This window comes from Flavobacterium sandaracinum, from assembly GCF_004349135.1.
GTDB classification, from domain to species: domain Bacteria; phylum Bacteroidota; class Bacteroidia; order Flavobacteriales; family Flavobacteriaceae; genus Flavobacterium; species Flavobacterium sandaracinum.
In genome coordinates, this window is the sequence record NZ_SMFN01000007.1 from 92,931 (window position 1) to 118,674 (window position 25,744).

The 25,744-nt window shown below is 35.1% G+C and carries 22 protein-coding genes and 4 tRNA genes; 24 read left to right on the forward strand and 2 right to left on the reverse strand.

All coding sequences use genetic code 11. The features are described from left to right. Window positions 1-246: 246 nt before the first annotated feature. The 4 genes from E0F91_RS07755 to E0F91_RS07775 all read left to right on the forward strand — a co-directional run bounded on the left by E0F91_RS07755 (window position 247) and on the right by E0F91_RS07775 (window position 4,227). Entirely contained in the window at window positions 247-1,608 is a 1,362-nt protein-coding gene (locus E0F91_RS07755) for a pyridoxal-phosphate dependent enzyme (protein ID WP_132065725.1), read from the forward strand. A 388-nt stretch (window positions 1,609-1,996) separates the two neighbouring features. Next, window positions 1,997-2,479 (forward strand): 3'-5' exonuclease, encoded by a 483-nt coding sequence (locus E0F91_RS07765; protein WP_073354696.1) that lies wholly within the window; start codon window positions 1,997-1,999, stop codon window positions 2,477-2,479. Between the two features lie 158 nt (window positions 2,480-2,637). Then, complete coding sequence (locus tag E0F91_RS07770) at window positions 2,638-3,912, forward strand: DUF2851 family protein (protein ID WP_132065727.1); 1,275 nt, start codon at window positions 2,638-2,640, stop codon at window positions 3,910-3,912. 87 nt (window positions 3,913-3,999) lie between these two features. Then, entirely contained in the window at window positions 4,000-4,227 is a 228-nt protein-coding gene (locus E0F91_RS07775) for a PspC family transcriptional regulator (RefSeq protein WP_066082307.1), read from the forward strand. A 76-nt stretch (window positions 4,228-4,303) separates the two neighbouring features. On the opposite strand, the gene E0F91_RS07780 is transcribed toward E0F91_RS07775, so the two are convergent. After that, window positions 4,304-5,755, reverse strand: coding sequence for an amino acid permease (locus E0F91_RS07780; protein ID WP_132065728.1), 1,452 nt, complete (start codon window positions 5,753-5,755; stop codon window positions 4,304-4,306). A gap of 259 nt (window positions 5,756-6,014) precedes the next feature. Between E0F91_RS07780 and E0F91_RS07785 the strand changes: the two genes are divergently transcribed. Next, on the forward strand, window positions 6,015-6,902 hold the full coding sequence (locus E0F91_RS07785) for a ComEA family DNA-binding protein (protein WP_132065729.1): 888 nt from the start codon (window positions 6,015-6,017) through the stop codon (window positions 6,900-6,902). 177 nt (window positions 6,903-7,079) lie between these two features. Further along, window positions 7,080-8,249, forward strand: coding sequence for an acyl-CoA dehydrogenase family protein (locus tag E0F91_RS07790; protein WP_132065730.1), 1,170 nt, complete (start codon window positions 7,080-7,082; stop codon window positions 8,247-8,249). 154 nt (window positions 8,250-8,403) lie between these two features. On the opposite strand, the gene E0F91_RS07795 is transcribed toward E0F91_RS07790, so the two are convergent. Further along, on the reverse strand, window positions 8,404-9,471 hold the full coding sequence (locus tag E0F91_RS07795; RefSeq protein WP_243698861.1) for an endonuclease/exonuclease/phosphatase family protein: 1,068 nt from the start codon (window positions 9,469-9,471) through the stop codon (window positions 8,404-8,406). A 103-nt stretch (window positions 9,472-9,574) separates the two neighbouring features. Here E0F91_RS07795 and rpsU point away from each other — a divergent pair, with 103 nt between their 5' ends. The 18 genes from rpsU to E0F91_RS07885 all read left to right on the forward strand — a co-directional run bounded on the left by rpsU (window position 9,575) and on the right by E0F91_RS07885 (window position 25,710). Further along, complete coding sequence (gene rpsU / locus E0F91_RS07800) at window positions 9,575-9,769, forward strand: 30S ribosomal protein S21 (RefSeq protein WP_035670421.1); 195 nt, start codon at window positions 9,575-9,577, stop codon at window positions 9,767-9,769. Between the two features lie 69 nt (window positions 9,770-9,838). Then, on the forward strand, window positions 9,839-10,735 hold the full coding sequence (locus E0F91_RS07805) for a tyrosine-type recombinase/integrase (RefSeq protein WP_132065731.1): 897 nt from the start codon (window positions 9,839-9,841) through the stop codon (window positions 10,733-10,735). Window positions 10,736-10,769: 34 nt separating this feature from the next. Next, entirely contained in the window at window positions 10,770-11,072 is a 303-nt protein-coding gene (gene hpf, locus E0F91_RS07810) for a ribosome hibernation-promoting factor, HPF/YfiA family (protein WP_132065732.1), read from the forward strand. Window positions 11,073-11,161: 89 nt separating this feature from the next. Beyond that, window positions 11,162-11,235: transfer RNA gene (locus tag E0F91_RS07815), tRNA-Thr, on the forward strand. Window positions 11,236-11,370: 135 nt separating this feature from the next. Beyond that, window positions 11,371-11,454, forward strand: a tRNA-Tyr gene (locus E0F91_RS07820). Between the two features lie 85 nt (window positions 11,455-11,539). Continuing rightward, window positions 11,540-11,611: transfer RNA gene (locus tag E0F91_RS07825), tRNA-Thr, on the forward strand. A 53-nt stretch (window positions 11,612-11,664) separates the two neighbouring features. Continuing rightward, window positions 11,665-12,852: an elongation factor Tu gene (gene tuf, locus E0F91_RS07830; protein WP_132065733.1), complete on the forward strand. Its 1,188-nt coding sequence runs from the start codon at window positions 11,665-11,667 to the stop codon at window positions 12,850-12,852. Between the two features lie 54 nt (window positions 12,853-12,906). Then, window positions 12,907-12,977: transfer RNA gene (locus E0F91_RS07835), tRNA-Trp, on the forward strand. Window positions 12,978-12,994: 17 nt separating this feature from the next. Beyond that, entirely contained in the window at window positions 12,995-13,192 is a 198-nt protein-coding gene (gene secE / locus E0F91_RS07840; protein ID WP_066082297.1) for a preprotein translocase subunit SecE, read from the forward strand. 10 nt (window positions 13,193-13,202) lie between these two features. Continuing rightward, on the forward strand, window positions 13,203-13,754 hold the full coding sequence (nusG, locus tag E0F91_RS07845) for a transcription termination/antitermination protein NusG (RefSeq protein WP_066082295.1): 552 nt from the start codon (window positions 13,203-13,205) through the stop codon (window positions 13,752-13,754). A 66-nt stretch (window positions 13,755-13,820) separates the two neighbouring features. Further along, window positions 13,821-14,258 (forward strand): 50S ribosomal protein L11, encoded by a 438-nt coding sequence (gene rplK / locus E0F91_RS07850; RefSeq protein ID WP_066082293.1) that lies wholly within the window; start codon window positions 13,821-13,823, stop codon window positions 14,256-14,258. Window positions 14,259-14,271: 13 nt separating this feature from the next. Further along, complete coding sequence (gene rplA / locus E0F91_RS07855; RefSeq protein ID WP_066082291.1) at window positions 14,272-14,961, forward strand: 50S ribosomal protein L1; 690 nt, start codon at window positions 14,272-14,274, stop codon at window positions 14,959-14,961. A 22-nt stretch (window positions 14,962-14,983) separates the two neighbouring features. Further along, window positions 14,984-15,496: a 50S ribosomal protein L10 gene (gene rplJ / locus E0F91_RS07860; protein WP_132065734.1), complete on the forward strand. Its 513-nt coding sequence runs from the start codon at window positions 14,984-14,986 to the stop codon at window positions 15,494-15,496. A 93-nt stretch (window positions 15,497-15,589) separates the two neighbouring features. Then, window positions 15,590-15,958 (forward strand): 50S ribosomal protein L7/L12, encoded by a 369-nt coding sequence (gene rplL / locus E0F91_RS07865; RefSeq protein WP_132065735.1) that lies wholly within the window; start codon window positions 15,590-15,592, stop codon window positions 15,956-15,958. A gap of 273 nt (window positions 15,959-16,231) precedes the next feature. Next, a complete protein-coding gene (gene rpoB, locus E0F91_RS07870) occupies window positions 16,232-20,044 on the forward strand; it encodes a DNA-directed RNA polymerase subunit beta (RefSeq protein ID WP_132065737.1) in 3,813 nt (1,270 codons plus the stop codon). Window positions 20,045-20,295: 251 nt separating this feature from the next. Then, window positions 20,296-24,609: a DNA-directed RNA polymerase subunit beta' gene (rpoC, locus tag E0F91_RS07875; RefSeq protein WP_132065739.1), complete on the forward strand. Its 4,314-nt coding sequence runs from the start codon at window positions 20,296-20,298 to the stop codon at window positions 24,607-24,609. A 1-nt stretch (window position 24,610) separates the two neighbouring features. Further along, entirely contained in the window at window positions 24,611-24,922 is a 312-nt protein-coding gene (locus E0F91_RS07880; protein WP_073354716.1) for a DUF3467 domain-containing protein, read from the forward strand. Window positions 24,923-25,350: 428 nt separating this feature from the next. Next, complete coding sequence (locus tag E0F91_RS07885; RefSeq protein ID WP_132065741.1) at window positions 25,351-25,710, forward strand: hypothetical protein; 360 nt, start codon at window positions 25,351-25,353, stop codon at window positions 25,708-25,710. Window positions 25,711-25,744 lie beyond the last annotated feature (34 nt).

Consider the following 25,744-nt stretch of genomic DNA (forward strand, 5'->3'; position numbering starts at 1 on the left):
TATAGGAATACGTTCTAGAATATTCTTTCTCAGAATTTTTTAGGATGAGTCACCATTGTGGTTTCAGGTGTTAAAGCAAGCAAGTAAAGGACGATGCTCTAAATGAAATTCATTTCATTACTAATTACTAAAATAGGTAGTGAAGGAATTTTTGATCCTAAATTCCACAACGAAGATTATTTTGTAACAAAATACTATCTTTGCACCATTAATTACAACAAATTACAATCTTAAATTTACGATACAATGCGTTACGCAGAAAATATATTAGGTACGATAGGCAACACGCCATTAGTTAAACTAAATAAAGTAACCGCTGAAGTGGATGCTTTGGTGCTTGCAAAAGTGGAAACATTCAATCCAGGAAATTCTGTTAAAGACAGAATGGCTGTAAAAATGATTGCCGATGCGGAAGCTGATGGCAGATTAAAACCTGGCGGAACCATCATTGAAGGAACTTCAGGAAATACAGGTATGGGATTGGCTTTAGTAGCCATCATCAAAGGATACAAGCTGATTTGTGTGATATCCGACAAACAGTCTAAAGAAAAAATGGACATTCTTCGCGCCGTAGGAGCAAAAGTAGTGGTATGCCCTACGGATGTGGAACCTACTGATCCAAGATCGTATTATTCAGTTTCGAAAAGACTGGCTGAAGAGACGCCTAATTCGTGGTATGTGAATCAATACGACAATCCATCCAATGCAATAGCACATTACGAGCAGACAGGTCCCGAGATCTGGGAGCAAACAGAAGGTAAAATTACGCATTTTGTTGTAGGTGTAGGAACTGGTGGAACGATTTCTGGAGTAGCAAAATACCTAAAAGAACACAATCCGAATATTAAAATTTGGGGAATTGATACGTATGGATCGGTGTTTAAAAAATACCATGAGACTGGGATTTTTGACGAAAACGAAATCTATTCCTATATAACCGAAGGAATTGGAGAAGATATTCTTCCTAAAAATGTGGATTTCTCTTTAATAGATGGGTTTACAAAAGTAACAGACAAAGATGCCGCAGTTTATACACGTAAGATTGCTTTGGAAGAGGGAATATTTGTGGGTAATTCAGCAGGTGCAGCGGTAAAAGGACTGTTGCAGCTCAAAGAACATTTCAAACCAGAGGATGTAGTTGTGGTTCTTTTCCATGATTCAGGAAGTCGCTATGTGGGTAAAATGTTCAATGACGATTGGATGCGCGAACGTGGTTTTCTAGAAGAGGAAATTACGAAAGCGGAAGATGTCATCAAGGATCATATTGATAAACCATTAATTGTTGTGCGTACCGAAGAGTTAGTTTCACATGCAATTGAGCGCATGCGTAAGTATAAAATTTCACAAATTCCGGTCATCGATATCAATGGATTTGTTGGCTCTGTGGACGAAAGTGATTTGTTTCAAAGTTATGTTGCGGATAAAGAGGTAGCAGATAAACCCATTAAAGAAATTATGGGAAAACCTTTTCCAATTGTAAAACAAGGAACCCCAATAGAAGAGGTTTCTAAATTATTTACCAAAGAAAATGAGGCAGTTTTAGTAGAATTGCAAAATGGGAAGCACCATATTATTACCAAATATGATATTATCGGTTCGATAAAATAAGATTTTTTTTTTGCCATAAATTAGACCAAGCAACTCAAATTTATTTTGTGTTAGTTTTTCTAATTTATGGCTTTTTTTTAAATTATAATGAAACCCACAACCGATAACAGATAACCCACAACCGATAACACATAACCCAAAACAGATAACCGATAMCCCACAACCGATAACAGATAACCCACAACCCACAACCGATAACCGATAACACATAACAGATAACCCACAACCCACAACAGATAACCGATAACACATAACCCAAAACAGATAACAGATAACCGATAACAGATAACCGATAACACATAACCCAAAACAGATAACAGATAACCGATAACAGATAACCGATAACACATAACCCAAAACAGATAACCCACAACCTAAAACCCCGAAAATGACATTCACCGCTATAGATTTTGAGACTGCCACCGCTTATCATCCGTGTTCCGTGGGAATTGTTACTGTAGAAAACGGAATAATTGTAGACGAGTTTGTAACCTTGATCAAACCACCCAATAACCTGTACTCTCCCTTTACAATACAAGTTCATGGGATTTATCCTCGCGATACACTTCATGCAAAATCATTTATACAGGTTTATCCAGAAATTAAAAAGCGGCTACAAAACCGAGTGGTAGTAGCGCACAACGAAAGTTTTGATCGCAATGTTTTAGCGAAATCAATGCTGCTCTATGGTTTGGATTATGCTGATTTAAATCTCGCAGCCCGATGGGAATGCACGGTGAAAATCTATAAAAGCAAAGGATTAAAACCAACCAAATTGAGTGATTGCTGCCGTGAGATGAACATCGTTTTGAATCACCACGAAGCTTTATCTGATGCTCGGGCTTGCGCCAAATTGTATCTGCTGCGATAAACTTATTTAGATTTCAATTGAATGTTGTTTAAAGTAAGACTTCTTGTATAATTTACTATCTTAGTTCTCCTTTAATGATGAAATGTGAAATCCTCAATTTCGTCTTTCGCTCTTTTTAATAGAGCGGGTTGGGTTGAGGAGTGTCTAAAATCTAAAAAATGAAAGAAGATTTTCTCCATTACCTTTGGAAATTCAAAAAGTTTGATGCTTTGAATTTGAGAACGTTCAATGATGAAGAAATCACAATTATCAATGTCGGTCAATATCTTGAATTGGCTGGTCCTGATTTTTTCAATGCTCAAATCACCATTGGAAATCAAAAATGGGCTGGAAACGTTGAAATTCATCTCAAATCTTCAGACTGGTATGTGCATCACCATGAGATGGATTCAGCGTATGAAAATGTAATCCTACATGTGGTTTGGGAACACGATACCGAGATTTATAGAAGCAATAATAGCGAAATTCCCGTGCTGGAACTCAAGAATCATGTTGATCCAGCCACCATCCAAAACTATCAATCTTTAATGGCTCCTAAATCATGGATTTTTTGTGAAAAGCAAATTAAAGAGGTCGATGAATTTATTTTTAAAAATTGGCAGGAACGGTTGTTTTTTGAACGTTTAGAAAGAAAATCTAAGCCTATTTTTGATTTGTTAGAGCAGACCAATCAAGATTGGGAAGCTGTTTTGTTTAGTCTTTTGGCTAAGAATTTTGGTTTAAATACAAACGGGGAGGCATTTTTTAAAATGGCCCAATCCATTCCTTTTTCCATAATCCGAAAAGAAAGTTTTGAAGTTGAGAATCTAGAAGCATTGTTTTTTGGAATGGCTGGATTATTGGATTCTGAAAAAGAAGATAATTATTATAAAGAGTTAAAGTTCAGGTATTTTTATTTGTTGCATAAGTATCAATTGGAGCATTTAATGGCAGATCAAGTTCAGTTTTTTAAGCATCGGCCGGATAATTTTCCAACGATTCGTTTGTCTCAGTTGGCTAATTTATATCACACACATCAAAATTTATTTTCTAAAATAAGTACTTTGAATTCCTTGAAAAATAGCGCGCAAGTGTTTCAAATTGGAGTGTCTCCTTATTGGGAAAACCATTATCAGTTTGACAAAGAAAGTCCCATCAAAAAGAAAATGCTTTCTAAATCTTTCGTCGATTTGTTGTTGGTGAATACAATAATTCCGCTGCAGTTTGCCTTTGCTAAAAGTCAGGGAAAAGAAATTATGGAAGACTTAATAAATTTATTAAACGGATTGAATCCTGAGAAAAACGCCATCATTGATAAATTTAGTTCATTTGGGATCGTTTCAAAAAGTGCTTTTGACACACAATCGTTGCTGCAACTTAAAAAGGAATATTGTAATAAAAGTAGGTGCTTAGAGTGTGCTTTGGGATTGGAATTAGTTAAAAGTAAGTTGTAAATAAAGGGCTCCATTCGAAAATGGAATGATTATAACTGAACCGATTGGTAAATTTTGTAATTTTGCTCCAACAAACAACTCCAAAAAATGTCAGCAATTATAAAGCTCAAGTTCTTTTTTGAAAAACATGGCTTTCATGTTTCCTCCCGTTTAGCGGATACATTAGGAATGCGTGCCAGTAGTGTACGGCTTTTTTTTATTTATTTATCATTCGTAACTGCTGGATTGTGGTTTGCTGTTTATCTAACATTGGCTTTCTGGATTCGCTTAAAGGATTTAATCCGCGCTAAACGTACGTCAGTTTTTGATTTGTAGTAGGGTATCAAAATATAAAAAGGGGATTATAAAGTGTAAGCACTTTATAATCCCCTTTTTTATTGTTGTGGTAAATCTATTTATCAGGATTGTTTAATTTACTATTTTTCTTTCCATAAATAAAGTAGATAGCAACTCCTAATGCCATCCAGATGATTAGCCTAGCCCAGCTTTCATTTGGTAAAGAATACATTAAAGCCAAACAGATTAATATTCCTGCAATTGGAACATAAGGCACGAATGGTGTTTTGAATGATCTTGGCGCATCTGGCATTTTTTTACGCATTACCAATACTCCGATACATACTAAAACGAAGGCTAATAATGTTCCAATACTTACCATGTGGCCCAAATCACTTACGGGTACAAAACCTGCAAAAAGGCTTACAAATACCATAAAGAAAAGATTTGTTTTCCATGGAGTTCTGAATTTAGCATGAATGTCACTAAAGAATGAAGGTAATAAACCATCTTTACTCATGGTGTAAAAAACACGACTTTGTCCCATTAACATCACTAACATTACAGAAGTATATCCCGCTAGAATTGCTACAATTAAACCAGTTTGTAAAAAGGTATACCCCGTTCTGGCGAAGGCCGTTGCTGCTGGTTTAGCATCTCCTGCAAATTCACCATAAGGCACAAGTCCCGTCATTACATGTGCGAACAACACGTATAGTATAGTACAGATTACCAATGATCCCAAAATACCAATTGGCATTCCTTTTTGTGGATTTTTTGCTTCTTGAGCAGCTGTAGAAACAGCATCAAAACCAATAAAAGCAAAGAAAACGGTTCCCGCTCCAGCTGCGATACCTGACCATCCAAACTCTCCAAAAACGCCTGTGTTTTCAGGAATATACGGAGTGTAATTTGCGGTGTCAATAAAACTCCAGCCTAAAACGATAAACATAATAACTACGATTACTTTTACTACAACCAAGAAGTTATTAATAGAGGCAGATTCTTTGGTTCCTCTTATCAATAATAACGACAGCATTGAAACAATAAAAATCGCTGGAAGGTTAATTATACCTCCTTCAATAATGGTTCCATCGCTTAATTTTAATGTTTCCCAAGGAGAGCATATTAAATCATGGGGCAGGTGAATGCCGTACTTATTTAATAATTCCAGTAAATATCGTGACCAACTAACGCCAACTGTAGCGGCGCCTAATGCATATTCAAGAACTAAATCCCAACCTATAATCCAAGCCATAAATTCTCCCATTGTGGCGTAGGAGTAAGTATAAGCACTACCAGCAACTGGTATCATAGACGCAAACTCTGCATAGCAAAGTCCTGCAAAGGCACATCCTACTGCAGCTAAAATAAAAGAAAGGGTAACGGCTGGACCTGCGTGTTCCGCAGCAGCAATACCAGTTAATGAGAATAATCCAGCTCCAATAATAGCTCCAACTCCAAGTGCTACTAATGAACGTGATGACAAAGTCCTTTTTAATCCTTTTTCGGATTCTGACGCTTCATTAAGCAATACCGAAAGGGGTTTAGTTTTCCAAATTGACATGGGTTATATGGTTTTGTTTGTTATTAAGCTCCAAATGTATTCTTTTTTACAAAAAATAAAAAACAATAATTTAGTTTTAAGTTATAAAATACAATTTAATGTTCTCTCTCGGAATTAAATCTTTTGAAAAGCCTTTGAAAACAGGCCTAATCAACGCGTTACTTTTTTTTAAAAAAATATATCTTCACAATGTAACAGGTCTTACTTTTATTTATAAATTTAGATTCCCTTTATAATTAGGTAAATACAATCGCATCAAATGAGTTTTAAAACGATTCAGGATTATTTTAAGTTTTCGATAGAACAGCGCACGGGGATCTTTTGTTTGTTTGTAAGCATCATTGCCCTACAACTCGTTTATTTTTTAGCGGATTTTACTAGAGTAACAAAAGAAGATCCAACGAAACAAAAATGGCTTTCGCTTCAATCTGGATTAGATTCATTGAAAAGTAATGTTCAAATCAGGACACCAATAGTATATCTTTTTAATCCTAATTTTATAACGGATTATAAAGGGTATAAGTTGGGAATGTCCGTGAAAGAGATTGATCGATTGCTAGCCTATAGAAAAGAAAATAAATTTGTAAATTCTGCTGAAGAATTTCAGGATGTTACAAAAGTGTCGGATTCCTTATTGCATGAGATTGCGCCACTTTTTAAATTTCCGGATTGGGTAAATAATAAAAGCGAGCCGAATAAATTTAAAAAGTATTACAATCCGGCTTTCGCCAAAAAAGATAAGATAGTAGTTCTAGACATTAATCGGGCAACAAAAGAGGATCTGATTAAAATTTACGGTATTGGTGAAGCCATTTCTCTTCGAATTTTAAAACAAAAAGAAATTTTAGGAGGGTTTGTTTCCATGGAACAAATGCAGGATGTTTGGGGATTGTCGCCAGAAGTGATTGAAAATTTGAACACTCATTTTAAAATTATAACGCTACCAGATTTTGAAAAAATTGATATCAATAATGCGTCACTAAAAGAGTTATCACAATTTTATTATTTCAGATATGCCTTGGCAAAAGAAATTGTGACCTACAGGAGCATGAAAGGAGACTTTAACAATATTGAGGATTTAACAAAAATTAAGGGATTTCCTGTTGATAAAGCAAAAATAATTGACTTATATTTGGACTTTGATTAGAAGTGTATAATTTGCTACTTGAAAATAATGTAATTCAATACAAAATAATTGTTTTGTACTATAATTCTTTTTTAAGGTGCAGTTTTATGGCTTGACTCAAAAAAACTTAAATCTGAAATGTAAAGCTGCTGCTTTTGGTTTCAATTAAATCAATTTGTTAAAAATAATATTAGTTATATGAATTCAAGTTATTTCACAGAAGAACACCAATTATTTAGAGAAAGTTTAAAAGATTTTTTGCAAAAAGAAGTGGTACCCCATATTGAAAAATGGGAGAAAACCGGTTCAATTGAGCGATTTATATGGAAAAAGTTCGGGGATATGGGCTTTTTTGGAATCGGGTATCCAGAGGCTTACGGCGGACTGAATTTAGATTTATTTTACACCGTTATTTTTCTAGAAGAACTTCAAAAAATTAAATCATCGGGTTTTGCTGCTGCTATGTGGGCTCATTCTTATTTAGCCATGACGCATTTAAATGCAGAAGGTGACGAAAGAATAAAGCAAGATTACTTAGCGCCAAGTATTACTGGTGATAAAATAGGTGCTTTGTGTATCACAGAACCTTTTGGGGGTAGTGATGTTGCGGGTATGCGCACTAATGCAGTAAAAAAGGGAGACAAATACATCATTAATGGTTCTAAAACATTCATTACCAACGGTGTTTATGCGGATTATTATATAGTGGCTGCAAAAACTAGTCCTGAGTTAGGAAATAAAGGAATTAGTATCTTTTTGATGGATACGAATTTGAAAGGAGTTTCAGCGGTAAAACTAGATAAATTAGGATGGAGAGCTTCAGATACGGCAGAAATTGCATTTGATAATGTAGAGATTCCAGCAGAGAATTTGATGGGAGAGGAAGGAAAAGGATTTCCTTATATTATGCAACATTTTGCTTTGGAGCGTCTGATTATGGCAATAAATGGCCATGCGAGAGCGGAATATGCAATAGAATATACAATTGAATACATGTCACAACGAGAAGCTTTTGGAAAAAAAATAAATAAATTCCAAGCATTGAGACATACGTTAGTCGAGCATGCCACAGAGGTAGAGCATTGTAAAGTATTTAATTATGCAGCCGTAGCGCGATTAGACAAAGGAGAATATGTAGTTAAAGAGGCTACAATGGCTAAATTAAAATCTACTAAAGTTGCGGATGAAACAATTTACAGTTGTTTGCAAATGCTGGGAGGTTATGGCTACATGGAAGAATATCCTTTAGCACGTTTGTTTAGAGACAGTCGTTTAGGGCCAATAGGTGGCGGAACTTCTGAGATTCTTAAAGAGATCTTATCGAAAATGATAATTGATAAGCAAGATTATAAGCCAGCGGTGAAATAATATCCGACCGCTACTTAATGCAGGTATGGGAAGCAAGTATTAAAAAATTATTAAATTATATAGTATTTTAAAAGGGGTCGCTGAAATCCAAAAAACTAATTTCTAGGAATTTATTGAAGGAGAAAACCTGTTTTATAGTATAGAAAAGCGATAATCAATTACGGTTATCGCTTTTTTCATTTATTCCTTCTGCTATTATTTCTTGAACAACCTCTTGTTCCTCTTCTTCTAGGTTTTCGGTTAAATCCTCTTGTTTTGAAGTTTTCTTGTTGATGAAAAATTTTGCGTATATCGGAAAATGATCAGAACCGAAATGTTCTAAGCTTTTTAAGTCCTCAATAAATACATCTGCGGTATGAAACATTAAGTCAATAGGAAATCTTAAAAACCAATATTTGGTGTGAAAACTTGAAATAAATCCTCTACCAATTCTTCCGTCTATTGTTTCGCTGGTTTTTCTAAATAAGATAGAGGATTTTGCCCAGGCCACATTGTTGAAGTCCCCAAGAATAACACAAGTGTCGGAGTTTTGTTTTATTTTTTTTGCGATACTTAAAAGTTCTCCATCACGCTCTTTCGAGTTTTCTTCTTCTGTAGGACTTGGTGGTGGTGGATGCACGGCAAAGAATGTGAATTCAAAATCGTCAGGAGTTCTAATTTTGGCTTCAATACTCGGCAGATCATCCGCAACAAAATAATGAACACTGTGATTTATTATCTTTAATTTAGAATATAAATGCATGCCGTAGGTGTTGTTTAAGGCTACTTTGACATTGTATTTGTATTTGTTTTCCAAAACGGAGAGCGCTGTTTCCCAATTTTGATCAGATTCCATGGTTAAAAAAATATCCGGATTGTATTTATCGAGCAAAGCTAAAAATTTTCTATATTCTTTATTTTCTTGAAATACATTTGCCGAAAGGACAGTAATTATTTCTGAAGAAATATCGCAGTGCTCCTTTTGTATTGTCTTATGAAACGAAGTGTATTTGTATAGCGCTATTGTATGACTTAGGATGCTTAATAGTGTCAATAACTGAAGAGTACGCACCCAAACATCAGATTTGTCTATTAAGATAAAGCTGAGGACTAAAGTCGTAATTTGTAAAATAAGTATTTGAATTTTACCAAATTCAAAAAATCTATAGAACCAATGTGTCAGCGGCATATAGGGTAAGATACTTGCTAGAAGTAGTAAAATAGAAATTGCAATAAACCACATAAATATTATTTTAGCTCGTAAAAATAAATAAAATTATGCAAATACTTGTTAGTTCATATTATTATCCTACTTTTGCAAGCTAAAGAAAGGGGGTGTCTATATTATGTTAATTATACCAATTAAAGACGGAGAAAATATCGATAGAGCGTTAAAACGCTACAAAAGAAAATTTGATAAAACAGGAACTGTTCGTCAACTAAGAGCACGTACTGCTTTTATTAAGCCTTCAGTTACGAATAGAATCAAAATTCAAAAAGCGGCTTATATCCAAAATATGAGAGATAACTTAGAGAGTTAGTCGATTCCATTAAATAAAAATACCGTTAGTCATCAAAATTTTATAACTTTGATGCTAACGGTTTTTTTTATGTCAATAAATACAGATGCATTTCGGGAATACCTCCAGTTGGAGAAAAAATACTCTACACATACTGTCAAGGCTTACTGTGATGACCTTACTTCTTTTGAATCATTTCATAAAGCGTATTTTGACCAAGAAGAAATAGATCATGTAGGCTACGGCCAAATTAGAAATTGGATTGTAGTATTGGTTAATAGTGCTGTTTCTAATGTGTCAGTAAACAGAAAGATGGCTTCTTTGAAAGCTTATTATAAATTTCTAGTTAAGACAAAACAGATAGAGACTAGTCCAATGTTGCCGCACAAGGCACTTAAAGTTCCTAAAATAATACAAATTCCTTTTTCTGAAAAAGAAGTGACTGCGGTTTTGAATCAACTGCAAGAGGTCGTTGGTTTTGAAGATATCAGGAATAAGCTACTCATTGATTTACTCTACACAACAGGGATGCGTCGAGCGGAATTGATTCATCTTAAATTGACAAATATTGACTTGGCAAATCGTTTAGTTAAAGTGGTTGGGAAACGAAATAAAGAGCGAATTATTCCTATTTTGCCTGCTATAGCCGATCAGGTTTGTGGGTATCTAAAAGAACGAAGTTTAGTATTGGTTGGTGTTGACGAGGATTATTTTTTTCTCACTAAAAAAGGGTTAAAATTAAATGATTCCTTTGTGTATCGTCTAATTAATTCTTACTTTAGTACTGTCTCTGAAAAAGTAAAAAAAAGTCCACATATATTGCGACATAGTTTTGCGACACATCTCTTAAACAATGGAGCAGATTTGAATTCAGTGAAAGAATTATTAGGACATTCTAGTCTGGCGTCTACGCAGATTTATACCCATAATAGCCTTTCGGAGCTTAAAAATGTGTATCAAGAGACTCATCCTCGCGGGCGAAAGTGATTTTACAAATGTTTAACAATTAAAAAAGATGATTATGAAGGTAAGTGTTCATGCAGTTAACTTTACTGTTGACAAAAAGCTAGTAGATTTTGTTCAAGAACGATTGGACAAGTTGGAGAAGTATTACGATAAAGTCGTGTCTGCAGATGTTTTTTTAAAAGTTGAAAAGACAAGTGATAAAGAAAATAAAGTAGCAGAGGTAAAAATTAATGTTCCTGGAGATGATTTTTTGGTTAAAAAACAATGTAAAACATTTGAAGAGGCAGTAGAACTCTCTTCAGAATCACTAGAACGGTTGCTGGTAAAAAGAAAAGAAAAAATAAGTTCGCATATTTAATATAAATTTTTTTAAAAAATGTTTTGATTGAGAGATAAAATCTATACATTTGCAGTCCGTTAGAAATAGCGGACTTTTTTTATTGATTTGCCAGCGTAGCTCAGTTGGCTAGAGCAGCTGATTTGTAATCAGCAGGTCGTGGGTTCGAGTCCCTCCGCCGGCTCAAGAAAAAAGAAGGTTGTAGTGCTTCGCAGGGTATTTCTTTTAATCTGTAGAGAGGAGAAGTTAGTCTCAAGTGAGGTCAAGGGGTAGCCCTTCGCTGGATTTAGACTGTAAGGGTTTGATAATAAAAAAAGTAGGGGAGATACTCAAGCGGCCAACGAGGGCAGACTGTAAATCTGCTGTGTAAACTTCGCAGGTTCGAATCCTGCTCTCCCCACCAAAAGAATTTAGATTTTAGAATTTAGATGGAAGAACTGAAAGTTCTAATATCCAAAAGCTAAGATCAAAAATCTAAAATCTTTACCGCCGGTGTAGCTCAGGGGTAGAGTGCTTCCTTGGTAAGGAAGAGGTCTCGGGTTCAATTCCCGACATTGGCTCAAGTAAGTAGAAAATAGAAATTAATATATAACAAGATTAAAAATTAAGTAAAATGGCAAAGGAAAATTTTAACCGTAACAAGCCCCATTTAAACATTGGAACAATTGGGCATGTGGATCACGGAAAAACTACATTAACTGCGGCAATTACAAAAGTATTGTCTGATGCAGGTTACTGTCAAGCAAAATCATTTGATCAAATTGATAATGCTCCGGAAGAAAAAGAAAGAGGTATTACAATTAATACATCTCACGTAGAGTATGAAACTGCTAACCGTCATTACGCTCACGTTGACTGTCCAGGTCACGCGGATTACGTAAAAAACATGGTTACTGGTGCTGCTCAAATGGATGGTGCTATTCTTGTAGTTGCTGCGACTGATGGACCAATGCCACAAACACGTGAGCATATCTTATTAGGACGTCAGGTAGGTATTCCTAGAATGGTTGTATTCATGAATAAAGTGGATATGGTTGATGATGAGGAATTACTTGAACTAGTTGAGATGGAAATCAGAGACTTGTTATCTTTCTACGAATATGATGGAGATAATGGTCCTGTTGTTCAAGGTTCAGCTTTGGGTGGATTGAATAATGATCCAGTATGGGTTCCAAAAATTCTTGAATTAATGGAAGCTGTTGACTCTTGGATTGAAGAGCCAGTAAGAGACGTTGCAAAACCTTTCTTGATGCCTGTTGAAGATGTATTCTCAATCACTGGTCGTGGAACTGTAGCTACAGGTCGTATCGAAACTGGTGTTGCTAATACTGGAGATCCAGTTGAAATCATTGGTATGGGGGCTGAAAAATTGACTTCTACTATTACAGGAGTTGAGATGTTCCGTAAAATCCTTGATAGAGGAGAAGCTGGTGACAACGTAGGTATTCTTTTAAGAGGTATTCAAAAAGAAGACATCAAAAGAGGAATGGTTATTTGTAAGCCAGGTTCAGTTAAACCACATGCTACATTTAAAGCAGAGGTTTATATCTTGAAAAAAGAAGAAGGTGGTCGTCATACACCATTTCATAATAACTACCGTCCACAGTTCTATGTACGTACAACTGATGTAACAGGTATCATTACTTTGCCAGAAGGTGTAGAGATGGTTATGCCTGGGGATAACTTAACAATTAGTGTTGTATTGCTTAGTGCAATTGCATTAAGTGTTGGTTTGCGTTTTGCTATCCGTGAAGGTGGTAGAACAGTAGGTGCTGGTCAGGTGACTGAAATAACAGCATAGTTATATTAAATTATATTGCCAGTAACTGTTATAATGGTGGTTACTGGCTTTAATACGGGCGTAGTTCAAGGGTAGAATAGCGGTCTCCAAAACCGTTGATGGGGGTTCGAATCCCTCCGCCCGTGCAAAAAAACAAATCATAATGACAAAAGTTGTAAATTACATATCGGAAGCATTTGAGGAATTAAAGTCAAATGTAACTTGGCCAGCTTGGCCTGAGGTGCAGCGTCTAACGATTGTTGTTGCTGTCTTTTCAGTATTGTTCGCCTTGGCAACTTGGGGAGTAGACGAAATTTTTGCAAAAGCTTTAGCTGGATTTTTTAACTGGATAAAAGCTTAAATTTTTTGTTATGGCAGATAATAATATTAAAAAGTGGTATGTCGTTAGAGCAGTAAGTGGACAAGAAAATAAGGTGAAAGCATACATCGAGACTGAAATCGCAAGATTAGGTATGGGTGATTATGTTTCCCAAGTTTTAGTTCCTACTGAAAAAGTCGTTACCGTTAAAGAAGGAAAAAAAATAATCAAAGACAAAGTTTATTTTCCGGGTTATGTTATGATTGAGGCTAATCTTATTGGAGAAATACCTCACATTATTAAGTCTATAACAAGCGTTATCGGATTTTTAGGGGAAATTAAAGGTGGAGAACCTGTTCCTTTAAGAATTTCAGAAGTAAACAGAATGTTAGGTAAGGTGGATGAGTTAGCGGTTAATACCGATACACGTGCAATACCTTTTAATATTGGAGAAACAATTAAGGTTGTTGATGGTCCTTTCAATGGATTTAACGGTACTGTTGAGAAAATCAATGAAGAAAAGCGTAAACTTGAAGTAATGGTAAAGATTTTCGGAAGAAAAACACCATTAGAGTTGAGTTTTATGCAAGTTGAAAAAGTATAATTTTTGTTACATCTATAATATCCATTACAATCGCTTCCAATGATTGTAATGTTAAATTTTTAAAAAATGGCTAAAGAAATTAGTAAGGTAGTTAAACTACAAGTTAAGGGAGGTGCTGCGAATCCGTCGCCACCGGTTGGACCTGCTTTAGGAGCTGCTGGGGTAAACATCATGGAGTTTTGCAAGCAATTTAATGCAAGAACTCAAGATAAACCCGGCAAAATATGCCCAGTACAAATTACTGTGTATAAAGACAAATCATTTGATTTTGTTGTAAAAACTCCTCCAGCAGCAGTTCAGTTAATGGAAGCTGCAAAGCTAAAATCTGGTTCTGGTGAGCCTAATCGTAAAAAAGTAGCTAGTGTTACTTGGGAACAAATTAGAGCTATTGCTGAAGACAAGATGCCAGACTTAAATGCATTCACTATGGAGTCTGCAATGAGTATGGTTGCTGGAACAGCTAGATCTATGGGTATAACTGTATCAGGAGACGCTCCTTTTTAATTAAGAGAAAGACATGGCAAAATTGACAAAAAAGCAAAAAGAGGCTGCTTCAAAAATTGAAAAGAACAAACTATATTCTCTTAAAGATGCTGCGGCATTGATAAAAGTAGTTGCTTCTGCAAAATTTGATGAGTCTGTTGATATCGCAGTACGTTTGGGTGTAGATCCAAGAAAAGCGAATCAAATGGTTAGAGGTGTGGTAACATTACCTCATGGAACTGGTAAAGACGTTAAAGTATTAGCATTGGTTACTCCAGATAAAGAAGCGGAAGCTTTAGCGGCTGGTGCAGACTTTGTTGGTCTTGACGATTATTTACAAAAAATCAAAGATGGTTGGACAGATGTTGATGTAATTATCACAATGCCTTCTGTTATGGGTAAATTAGGTCCATTAGGTCGTATTTTAGGACCTAGAGGTTTAATGCCTAACCCTAAAACAGGTACTGTAACTATGGATGTTGCAAAAGCTGTTGCTGAGGTTAAAGCTGGTAAAATTGACTTCAAAGTTGATAAAACTGGTATAGTGCATGCAGGAATTGGGAAAGTTTCTTTTGGAACAGAACAAATCATTGACAATGCTCACGAAATTATTCAAACATTAATCAAACTTAAACCAACTGCGGCTAAAGGAACTTACATTAAAAGTATTTACCTAACTAGCACAATGAGTCCTGCAATTGCATTGGATCCTAAAGCAGTATAATTGGTAGTTAAAAATTTTTAGTATGACTAGAGAAGAAAAATCAATCGCGATTGAAGTTTTAACTGCACAGTTAGCCGGTACAAACATTGTTTATGTATCTGATATTTCTGGTATGAATGCAGAGACTACTTCAAACTTGAGAAGGGCTTGTTTTAAAGCAGGTATAAAATTAGAGGTTGTAAAAAATACATTGCTTGCAAAAGCAATGGAGGCTTCTGCTAATGATTATGGTGATTTACCTTCAGTTTTGACAGGTAACAGTGCTATCTTTATTTCAGACGTTGCAAATGCACCTGGAAAAATTATTAAAGATTTCAGAAAAAAATCTGCTACACCTGTGTTAAAGGGAGCTTATATTAATGCTGAAATTTATATTGGTGACGATCAATTAGATGCGTTAGCAACTATCAAATCTAAAGAAGAGCTTATTGGCGAACTTATTGGTTTGTTGCAAGCACCAGCACAAAGAGTTATTTCTGCTCTTCAAAACCAATTTGCGAAAAGCGAAGAGGTTACAGAAGAAGTAGAAGCATAATAGAAATTAGAGTCAATTCTAAATTTTTATTAAATAAAAAGCGCACAATAAATAAATTATATTTTTACAAATCATTTTAAAACGATAGAAAAAATGGCAGATTTGAAACAATTCGCAGAACAATTAGTTAACCTAACGGTAAAAGAAGTTAACGAATTAGCAACAATATTAAAAGATGAATACGGAATCGAACCAGCTGCTGCAGCTGTAGTAGTTTCAGGAGGTGGCGATGCTGCTGCTGAAGATGTTCAAACTGAATTTACAGTGGTATTAAAAGCAGCAGGTGCTTCTAAATTAGCAGTTGTAAAATTAGTTAAAGAACTTACAGGTTTAGGTTTGAAAGAAGCTAAAGATGTAGTAGATAGCGCACCAAGTAACGTTAAAGAAGGTGTTTCTAAAGAAGAAGCTGAAGGGCTTAAAAAATCTTTAGAAGAAGCTGGAGCTGAGGTTGAACTTAAATAGTTTAACTCTTTTTGAGAATTAGGTTTAGGTCTTGGATTCATATCCAAAGACCTAAACCATTTTTCGTATAACAAAAGTCTAGCTTGTACAAGTACATAATAGCCTTTTAAATATTATCCTTTTACCCATTACGAGGAAAAAAAATTAACAGATAATAAGAAAGTAGTTATCTTAAATTGGTTTTTAAAGATGTAATGGTTACAAAGAAAAGTATAAATAAAATATTATTTATACATAAAAAAATTACTTTTTTAATCAAAATTTTGTCCATTGATGCTAACAAATCAGACTGAAAGATTGAATTTTGCCTCTACAAAAAATATTCCTGACTATCCAGATTTTCTAGATGTTCAGGTTAAATCGTTTAAAGATTTTTTTCAATTAGAAACTAAATCTGACGAAAGAGGTGACGAAGGGCTTTACAATACCTTCATGGAAAATTTCCCAATTACTGATACAAGAAATAACTTTGTATTAGAATTCCTTGATTACTTTGTAGATCCTCCACGTTATACCATTCAAGAATGTATAGAAAGAGGTCTTACTTACAGTGTGCCTTTAAAAGCAAGGTTAAAACTGTATTGTACAGATCCAGAACACGAAGATTTTGAAACTATTGTTCAAGATGTATATCTTGGTACAATTCCTTATATGACGCCAAGTGGTACTTTTGTTATTAATGGTGCCGAACGTGTAGTTGTTTCTCAATTACACAGATCACCGGGTGTTTTCTTTGGTCAATCATTCCATGCGAATGGAACAAAATTATATTCTGCTAGAGTAATTCCTTTCAAAGGTTCTTGGATAGAATTTTCTACAGATATTAATAGTGTAATGTACGCTTATATCGATAGAAAGAAAAAATTACCAGTTACCACTCTTTTTAGAGCAATTGGTTTTGAAAGAGATAAAGATATTCTAGAGATTTTTGATCTTGCTGAAGAAATTAAGGTTTCTAAAACAGGTCTAAAAAAATATATCGGTAGAAAATTAGCTGCTCGTGTATTAAATACATGGCATGAAGATTTCGTTGATGAAGATACAGGTGAAGTCGTTTCTATCGAACGTAACGAAATAATCCTTGATAGAGATACAATTATCGACAAAGATAATGTAGAAGAAATCATCGATTCTAACGTTAAATCTATTTTGTTGCATAAAGAAGATGCTAATCAAGGTGATTATGCCATCATCCATAATACGCTACAAAAAGATCCAACAAACTCTGAAAAAGAGGCTGTTGAACATATTTACAGACAATTGCGTAATGCTGAACCGCCTGATGAGGAAACGGCTCGTGGTATTATTGATAAATTGTTCTTCTCTGACCAACGTTATAACTTAGGTGAAGTAGGTCGTTACAGAATTAATAAAAAATTAGGGTTGGATACTCCAATGGAAAAGCAAGTCTTGACCAAAGAAGATATCATAACTATCGTAAAATATTTGATTGAATTGATCAACTCTAAAGCAGAGATTGATGATATTGATCACTTATCAAACCGTCGTGTAAGAACAGTTGGTGAACAATTGTCTCAACAATTCGGTGTTGGTTTAGCACGTATGGCTAGAACCATTAGAGAGCGTATGAACGTTAGAGATAACGAGGTGTTTACACCAATTGACTTGATTAATGCAAAAACATTATCGTCAGTTATCAACTCTTTCTTTGGAACAAACCAGTTGTCACAGTTTATGGATCAAACGAATCCACTTGCTGAGATTACGCACAAAAGAAGATTATCTGCACTAGGACCAGGTGGACTTTCAAGAGAAAGAGCTGGATTTGAAGTACGTGACGTTCACTATACGCATTACGGACGTTTATGTCCAATTGAAACTCCTGAGGGACCAAACATTGGTTTGATATCCTCTCTTGGTGTTTATGCTAAAGTAAACGGAATGGGTTTCATTGAAACTCCGTACCGTAAAGTAACTAATGGAACTGTAGATTTAGTTTCTACTCCTGTGTACTTAAGTGCTGAAGAAGAAGAAGGAATGTTGATTGCTCAAGCAAACATTCAAATGGATGCTACAGGAAAAATTACTGCCGAAGACGTAATTGCACGTCAAGAAGGTGATTTCCCAGTAATCGAACCTACTAGAGTAGATTATACAGACGTTGCACCAAATCAAATTGCTTCTATCTCCGCTTCTTTGATTCCTTTCTTGGAACATGATGATGCGAATAGAGCCTTGATGGGATCTAACATGATGCGTCAGGCCGTACCATTAATTCGTCCTGAAGCTCCTATTGTTGGAACTGGTTTAGAGCGTCAAGTAGCTTCTGATTCTAGAGTATTGATTAATGCTGAAGGAGATGGAGTTATAGAATATGTAGATGCCAATATTATCACTATCAAATACGATCGTTCTGAAGAAGAAAGAATGGTTAGTTTTGAGCCAGATGAAAAAACATACAATCTAATTAAATTTAGAAAGACCAATCAAGGTACAAGTATCAACCTGAAACCTATCGTAAGAAAAGGGGATAGAGTGGTTCCTGGACAAGTATTATCAGAAGGGTATGCAACTCAAAATGGGGAGCTAGCTTTAGGTCGTAACCTTAAAGTAGCGTTTATGCCATGGAAAGGATACAACTTCGAGGATGCGATTGTAATTTCTGAAAAAGTAGTTCGTGACGATATTTTTACCTCTATTCACGTAGATGATTATTCATTAGAAGTTAGAGATACTAAATTAGGTAACGAAGAATTGACGAACGATATACCAAACGTTTCTGAAGAAGCTACTAAAGATTTAGATGAAAATGGTATGATTAGAATTGGAGCCGAGGTTAAACCTGGTGATATTTTGATCGGAAAAATTACTCCAAAAGGAGAATCAGATCCTACTCCAGAAGAGAAATTGCTTCGTGCAATCTTCGGAGATAAAGCAGGTGATGTAAAAGATGCTTCATTAAAAGCGTCTCCTTCTTTACATGGTGTTGTTTTAGATAAAAAATTGTTCGCAAGAGCAGTTAAAGATAAACGTAAACGTACTCAGGACAAGGATGCTTTAGGAGCACTTGAAATGGAGTTTGAAGTTAAATTTGTTGAATTAAAAGACAAATTAGTAGAGAAACTTTTCTTGATCGTAAACGGAAAAACATCTCAAGGGGTAATGAATGATTTGGGTGAAGAAGTTTTACCAAAAGGTAAAAAATACACTCAAAAAATGCTTTATGCTGTAGAAGATTTTGCTCACTTAAGTAAAGGGCAATGGGTTGCTGATGATGCAACTAATAAAATGGTTAATGATTTGATTCACAACTATAAAATTAAATTAAACGATTTACAAGGTGCATTGCGTAGAGAGAAATTCACTATTACTGTTGGTGATGAATTGCCAGCAGGAATCTTGAAATTAGCCAAAGTATATATTGCCAAAAAACGTAAATTGAAAGTTGGGGATAAAATGGCGGGACGTCACGGTAACAAAGGTATTGTTGCTCGTATCGTTCGTCATGAAGATATGCCTTTCCTTGAAGACGGAACACCAGTTGATATCGTATTGAACCCACTTGGGGTGCCTTCACGTATGAACATTGGTCAAATTTATGAAACGGTACTGGGTTGGGCTGGACAAAACTTGGGTAGAAAATTTGCTACTCCAATTTTTGACGGAGCATCTCTTGATCAAATCAATGCATTGACTGATGAAGCTGGAGTGCCACGTTTCGGACATACTTATCTTTATGATGGTGGTACAGGAGAGCGTTTCCACCAAGCGGCAACAGTTGGAGTAATTTATATGTTGAAACTTGGACACATGGTTGACGATAAAATGCACGCACGTTCTATAGGTCCATACTCGTTGATTACTCAACAACCACTTGGAGGTAAAGCTCAATTTGGAGGTCAACGTTTTGGAGAGATGGAGGTTTGGGCACTTGAAGCTTATGGAGCATCAAGTACGCTTAGAGAAATCTTGACTGTTAAGTCTGATGATGTTATTGGTAGAGCTAAAACTTACGAAGCAATCGTAAAAGGAGAGTCTATGCCAGAACCAGGATTACCAGAATCATTCAATGTATTAATGCATGAATTGAAAGGTCTTGGACTTGACATTCGTTTAGAAGAATAAAAAAAGTTTTCAGTATTCAGTTTTCAGGTAGCAATACCTGAAAACTGATTACTCATTTATAAGAGTTTTTAGGATTTAGACCCGTAACCCGTTCCGATTTTTTATAAAATCTCAAAAGATTTTATAATTAGCACTTCAAAATTTTTATTTGAAGTTTAGAGAAGTAATCCGTGGTAGTATGTCGAGAAGTAGTATGGCTACGTCTCCATAAAATCAATTTTTTAATTGCAAATAAATCAATAGTAAAAACTATGATGAATAATAGAAATAATAACAATAAAGATAAAAACCCTGTAAAAAGGTTTAATAAAATCTCAATAGGCCTTGCTTCTCCTGAATCGATTTTGAAAGAATCAAGAGGTGAAGTATTGAAACCGGAAACCATCAACTACAGAACGCACAAACCAGAGCGTGATGGTCTTTTCTGCGAGCGTATTTTCGGACCAGTAAAAGATTTTGAATGTGCTTGTGGTAAGTATAAAAGAATACGGTACAAAGGGATCATCTGTGACCGTTGTGGTGTTGAAGTTACGGAGAAAAAAGTACGTAGAGACAGAGTAGGTCACATCAACCTTGTTGTGCCAATTGCTCATATCTGGTATTTCCGTTCTCTTCCAAACAAAATTGGTTATATCCTAGGTCTTCCTTCTAAGAAATTAGATATGATTATCTACTACGAAAGATACGTAGTAATCCAAGCAGGTATTGCTAAAAATGCAGAAGGGGAATCATTACAAAGACTTGACTTTTTGACAGAAGAAGAATATTTAAATATTTTAGATACACTTCCTGCTGACAATCAATATCTTGATGATTTTGATCCAAATAAATTTGTTGCCAAAATGGGAGCAGAGTGTATTATGGATTTATTGGCAAGAATTGATTTAGATCAATTGTCTTACCAATTAAGACATAATGCTAACAATGAAACGTCTAAACAACGTAAAACGGAAGCATTAAAAAGATTGCAAGTTGTGGAATCTTTCCGTGAGTCTAACTTGAACCGTGAGAATCGTCCGGAATGGATGATTATGAAAGTGGTACCCGTTATTCCACCAGAATTGCGTCCGCTTGTGCCACTTGATGGTGGTCGTTTTGCAACTTCAGATTTAAATGATTTATACCGTCGTGTAATCATCCGTAACAACCGTTTGAAAAGATTAATGGAGATTAAAGCTCCTGAAGTTATCTTAAGAAACGAAAAACGTATGTTGCAAGAATCGGTAGATTCACTTTTCGATAATACCCGTAAAGCTTCTGCAGTAAAAACAGAATCAAACAGACCATTAAAATCATTATCTGATTCCCTTAAAGGTAAACAAGGACGTTTCCGTCAAAACTTACTTGGAAAACGTGTGGATTATTCTGCTCGTTCGGTAATTGTTGTTGGACCTGAATTGAAATTGTCTGAATGTGGTATCCCAAAAGATATGGCAGCAGAATTATACAAACCTTTCGTTATCCGTAAATTGATAGAAAGAGGTATTGTAAAAACGGTTAAATCAGCTAAGAAAATAATAGACAAGAAAGAGCCTGTAGTTTGGGATATCCTTGAAAATGTAATCAAAGGTCACCCAATATTACTGAATCGTGCTCCTACTTTGCACCGTTTAGGTATTCAAGCATTCCAACCAAAATTAATTGAAGGAAAAGCAATCCAATTGCACCCTTTAGTTTGTACTGCATTTAATGCGGATTTTGATGGGGATCAAATGGCAGTTCACTTGCCTTTAGGACCAGAAGCTATTTTGGAAGCACAACTTTTAATGTTGGGTTCTCACAATATTCTGAATCCTGCAAATGGAGCTCCAATTACGGTACCTTCTCAGGATATGGTTTTGGGTCTATACTATATGACCAAAGAACGTTTGTCAACACCTGAGAAAACTATCTTAGGAGAAGGAATCACTTTCTATTCTGCTGAAGAAGTAAATATTGCTTTGAATGAAGGTAGAGTAGAATTGAATGCTCGTGTTCGAATTAGAGCTAAGGATTTCAATGAAGCTGGAGAATTAGTTTTTAAAATTATTCAAACAACTGCGGGTCGTGTATTATTTAATGAAGTAGTACCGGAAGCAGCTGGATATATCAATGATGTATTGACTAAGAAAAATCTTAGAGACATTATTGGTCACGTTTTAAGTTCTACTGATGTACCTACAACAGCGGCTTTCTTGGATAACATGAAAGACATGGGATACAAATTTGCCTTCAAAGGTGGATTGTCATTCTCTTTAGGTGATATTAGAATTCCAGATCAAAAACCAAAATTAATTGCAGACGCCAGAGAACAAGTTCAAGGTATTTCTGCGAATTATAACATGGGTCTTATTACCAATAACGAACGTTACAACCAAGTTATTGATGTATGGACTTCAGCAAATGCTCAATTGACAGAGTTAGCAATGAAAAACATTAGAGAAGACCAACAAGGTTTCAACTCAGTGTATATGATGCTTGATTCTGGAGCAAGGGGTTCCAAAGAACAAATTCGTCAGTTAACTGGTATGCGTGGTTTGATGGCTAAGCCAAAAAAATCGACTGCTGGTGGTGGTGAAATTATTGAAAACCCGATTCTTTCTAACTTTAAAGAAGGTCTTTCGATCCTTGAGTACTTTATTTCTACTCACGGTGCGCGTAAAGGTCTTGCGGATACGGCATTGAAAACTGCCGATGCAGGATATTTAACAAGAAGATTGCATGATGTATCTCAAGATGTTATTGTTAATATCGAAGATTGTGGTACTCTTAGAGGTGTTGAAGTTTCAGCATTGAAGAAAAATGAGGAAATTGTTGAATCATTAGGAGAAAGAATTTTAGGACGTGTTGTTTTACAAGACCTTATTAATCCTTTGAATAATGAAGTTTTAATTGAATCTGGACAACAAATTACAGAAGTTATAATGAAAGCAATTGACGCTTCTCCAATCGAGAAAGTGGAAGTGCGTTCCCCATTAACTTGTGAAGCGTTGAAAGGGATTTGTGCAAAATGTTACGGTAGAAATTTAGCTACTGGTAAGATGACACAAAGAGGTGAAGCAGTTGGTGTAATTGCAGCACAATCTATTGGAGAGCCTGGTACACAGTTGACATTACGTACATTCCACGTTGGTGGGGTTGCGGGTGGTATTTCTGAAGAATCAAGTATCATTACCAAATTTAATGGTAAACTTGAAATTGAAGATTTAAAAACGGTTAAAGGAGAAGATAGTGATGGTAATTCCGTTGATATTGTAGTTTCTCGTTCTACTGAATTGAAATTAATTGATGAAAGAACGGGTATCTTATTAAGTACAAATAATATTCCTTACGGTTCAAGTATTTTCGTTAAAGACGGTCAATCTGTTGCTAAAGGAGATGTGATTTGTAAATGGGATCCATATAATGGAGTTATCGTTTCTGAATTTACCGGTAAAATTGCTTACGAAGAATTAGAGCAAGGTCAATCATTCATGGTTGAAATTGATGAGCAAACTGGTTTCCAAGAAAAAGTAATTTCTGAATCTAGAGCTAAAAAATTAATTCCAACTTTATTGGTTTACGGTAAAGACAATGAATTGATTCGTTCTTATAACTTACCAGTTGGAGCCCACTTGATGGTTGAAAACGGGGAGAAAATTAAAGCAGGTAAGGTATTGGTAAAAATTCCACGTCGTTCTTCTAAATCAGGAGATATTACAGGAGGTTTACCTAGAATTACAGAGTTGTTAGAAGCTCGTAATCCTTCAAACCCAGCAGTTGTTTCTGAAATTGATGGTGTTGTTTCTTTTGGAAAAATCAAAAGAGGAAACCGTGAGGTTGTTATCGAATCTAAGTTCGGTGATATTAGAAAATACTTGGTTAAATTATCAAGCCAAATTCTAGTTCAAGAAAATGACTTTGTAAGAGCTGGTGTACCGTTATCTGATGGTGCAATTACTCCGGATGATATTTTAAGAATTCAAGGACCAGCAGCTGTTCAACAGTATTTGGTTAATGAAATTCAAGAAGTATACCGTTTACAAGGGGTAAAAATCAACGACAAACACTTTGAAGTTGTAATACGTCAAATGATGCGTAAAGTAAGAGTACAAGATCCAGGTGATACTTTATTCTTAGAAGATCAATTAATTCACACTAAAGATTTTATCGTTCAAAATGATAAATTATACGGTATGAAAGTGGTTGAAGATGCTGGAGATTCTAGTGCATTAAAAGAAGGTCAAATTATTACGCCTCGTGAGTTGCGTGATGAAAACTCTTTATTGAAACGTACAGATAAAAATCTTGTTGTGGCTCGTGATGTTGTTACTGCAACAGCAACACCAGTTTTACAAGGTATAACAAGAGCATCGTTGCAAACTAAATCGTTTATTTCTGCTGCATCTTTCCAAGAAACTACTAAAGTATTGAATGAAGCTGCTGTTGCAGGTAAAATCGATTACTTAGAAGGATTGAAAGAAAATGTAATTGTAGGACATAGAATCCCTGCTGGAACAGGTATGAGAGAATATGATAATACGATTGTAGGTTCAAAAGAAGATTACAATGATATGATGGCTAACAAAGAAGAATATATTTATTAATATGAGTAATTCTAATCAACAACAAGAGCAGATTAATATTGAGTTAGACGAAAAAATTGCTGAAGGAATTTATTCCAATTTGGCAATAATAAATCACTCTTCATCAGAGTTTGTTTTAGATTTTGTAAGCATCATGCCAGGTATTCCTAAAGCTAAGGTGAAATCAAGAATTGTCTTGACGCCTCAACATGCTAAAAGATTGCTAAAAGCAATTGGAGAAAATATTCACCGTTTTGAAGTCGCTCATGGCGAAATAAAAGACACTGAACAAGCACCAATTCCGCTTAATTTTGGTCCTGCGGGACAAGCATAATACTCTTAAAAGGCTCCAGAAATGGAGCCTTTTTTATTTATAATTTATTCTTGAATGAAGAAGAGTTGTTTTAGCTTTCAAATTTTAAAATTTTACCCACTCTTGATTGAAATGATTTTTAGGGTATTACAAATTAGATTTCAATATACACTTCGATTTCCCCAGTACGCTCTGGTAATAACAGCACTATTTTCTGAGTTTGTGCACTGTTATTATTTGAGTCTAAACATCTTTCAACTTTAAGTTTGCGTTGTTATTCAATACTGCAACATTAACTCCTAGTTAAATCTAGCTTGTTTATAACAAATTTGTTCTTTAAACGAGTATTATGGTCCTTCATCGAAAATATTTTCCGTCCGTTTATAAATGCTATACTTTCGCTCTCGAGATAGAGAAAAGCATTCTATCTATTATAAAAACGAATTGTTATGAAATATTTTTCTTTAGAAGCAAATAAAAAAGTCATTTTAAATGGCTTCCTAATGGTTGCTTTTATTTTAGTGTCTAATACTGCTGTTTTTGCTCAAACTACAAAAAATGTAGCTGATGCAAATACAATTGAAGTTACTACTACCACTAAACAAGACAATGTTTCTGCAGTTTCATCTTCGAATAGTTTGAACTTTGTATTGTGGTTTATGGGTTCTAAACAAGATCCAAACACTACGATATCTACTGAAGGAATAAATACTAAAAAACAAGTTATTACTTCAGGTACAGCGCCAAATCGTTTGTTAATCAAAGCTTTTTTGAAAAAGGCAGTAAGTTTAGAAAGTATGGTGGCTTAAACTAAAAATAATTTTTAAAAGACATAAAAAAAAC

Bases quoted from the DNA above. Each gene is read 5' to 3' on its own strand.
- E0F91_RS07755 (WP_132065725.1), top strand. From the start codon at position 247: ATGCGTTACGCAGAAAATATATTAGGTACGATAGGCAACACGCCATTA.
- E0F91_RS07765 (WP_073354696.1), top strand. From the start codon at position 1,997: ATGACATTCACCGCTATAGATTTTGAGACTGCCACCGCTTATCATCCG.
- E0F91_RS07770 (WP_132065727.1), top strand. From the start codon at position 2,638: ATGAAAGAAGATTTTCTCCATTACCTTTGGAAATTCAAAAAGTTTGAT.
- E0F91_RS07775 (WP_066082307.1), top strand. From the start codon at position 4,000: ATGTCAGCAATTATAAAGCTCAAGTTCTTTTTTGAAAAACATGGCTTT.
- E0F91_RS07780 (WP_132065728.1), bottom strand. From the start codon at position 5,755: ATGTCAATTTGGAAAACTAAACCCCTTTCGGTATTGCTTAATGAAGCG.
- E0F91_RS07785 (WP_132065729.1), top strand. From the start codon at position 6,015: ATGAGTTTTAAAACGATTCAGGATTATTTTAAGTTTTCGATAGAACAG.
- E0F91_RS07790 (WP_132065730.1), top strand. From the start codon at position 7,080: ATGAATTCAAGTTATTTCACAGAAGAACACCAATTATTTAGAGAAAGT.
- E0F91_RS07795 (WP_243698861.1), bottom strand. From the start codon at position 9,471: ATGTGGTTTATTGCAATTTCTATTTTACTACTTCTAGCAAGTATCTTA.
- rpsU (WP_035670421.1), top strand. From the start codon at position 9,575: ATGTTAATTATACCAATTAAAGACGGAGAAAATATCGATAGAGCGTTA.
- E0F91_RS07805 (WP_132065731.1), top strand. From the start codon at position 9,839: ATGTCAATAAATACAGATGCATTTCGGGAATACCTCCAGTTGGAGAAA.
- hpf (WP_132065732.1), top strand. From the start codon at position 10,770: ATGAAGGTAAGTGTTCATGCAGTTAACTTTACTGTTGACAAAAAGCTA.
- tuf (WP_132065733.1), top strand. From the start codon at position 11,665: ATGGCAAAGGAAAATTTTAACCGTAACAAGCCCCATTTAAACATTGGA.
- secE (WP_066082297.1), top strand. From the start codon at position 12,995: ATGACAAAAGTTGTAAATTACATATCGGAAGCATTTGAGGAATTAAAG.
- nusG (WP_066082295.1), top strand. From the start codon at position 13,203: ATGGCAGATAATAATATTAAAAAGTGGTATGTCGTTAGAGCAGTAAGT.
- rplK (WP_066082293.1), top strand. From the start codon at position 13,821: ATGGCTAAAGAAATTAGTAAGGTAGTTAAACTACAAGTTAAGGGAGGT.
- rplA (WP_066082291.1), top strand. From the start codon at position 14,272: ATGGCAAAATTGACAAAAAAGCAAAAAGAGGCTGCTTCAAAAATTGAA.
- rplJ (WP_132065734.1), top strand. From the start codon at position 14,984: ATGACTAGAGAAGAAAAATCAATCGCGATTGAAGTTTTAACTGCACAG.
- rplL (WP_132065735.1), top strand. From the start codon at position 15,590: ATGGCAGATTTGAAACAATTCGCAGAACAATTAGTTAACCTAACGGTA.
- rpoB (WP_132065737.1), top strand. From the start codon at position 16,232: ATGCTAACAAATCAGACTGAAAGATTGAATTTTGCCTCTACAAAAAAT.
- rpoC (WP_132065739.1), top strand. From the start codon at position 20,296: ATGATGAATAATAGAAATAATAACAATAAAGATAAAAACCCTGTAAAA.
- E0F91_RS07880 (WP_073354716.1), top strand. From the start codon at position 24,611: ATGAGTAATTCTAATCAACAACAAGAGCAGATTAATATTGAGTTAGAC.
- E0F91_RS07885 (WP_132065741.1), top strand. From the start codon at position 25,351: ATGAAATATTTTTCTTTAGAAGCAAATAAAAAAGTCATTTTAAATGGC.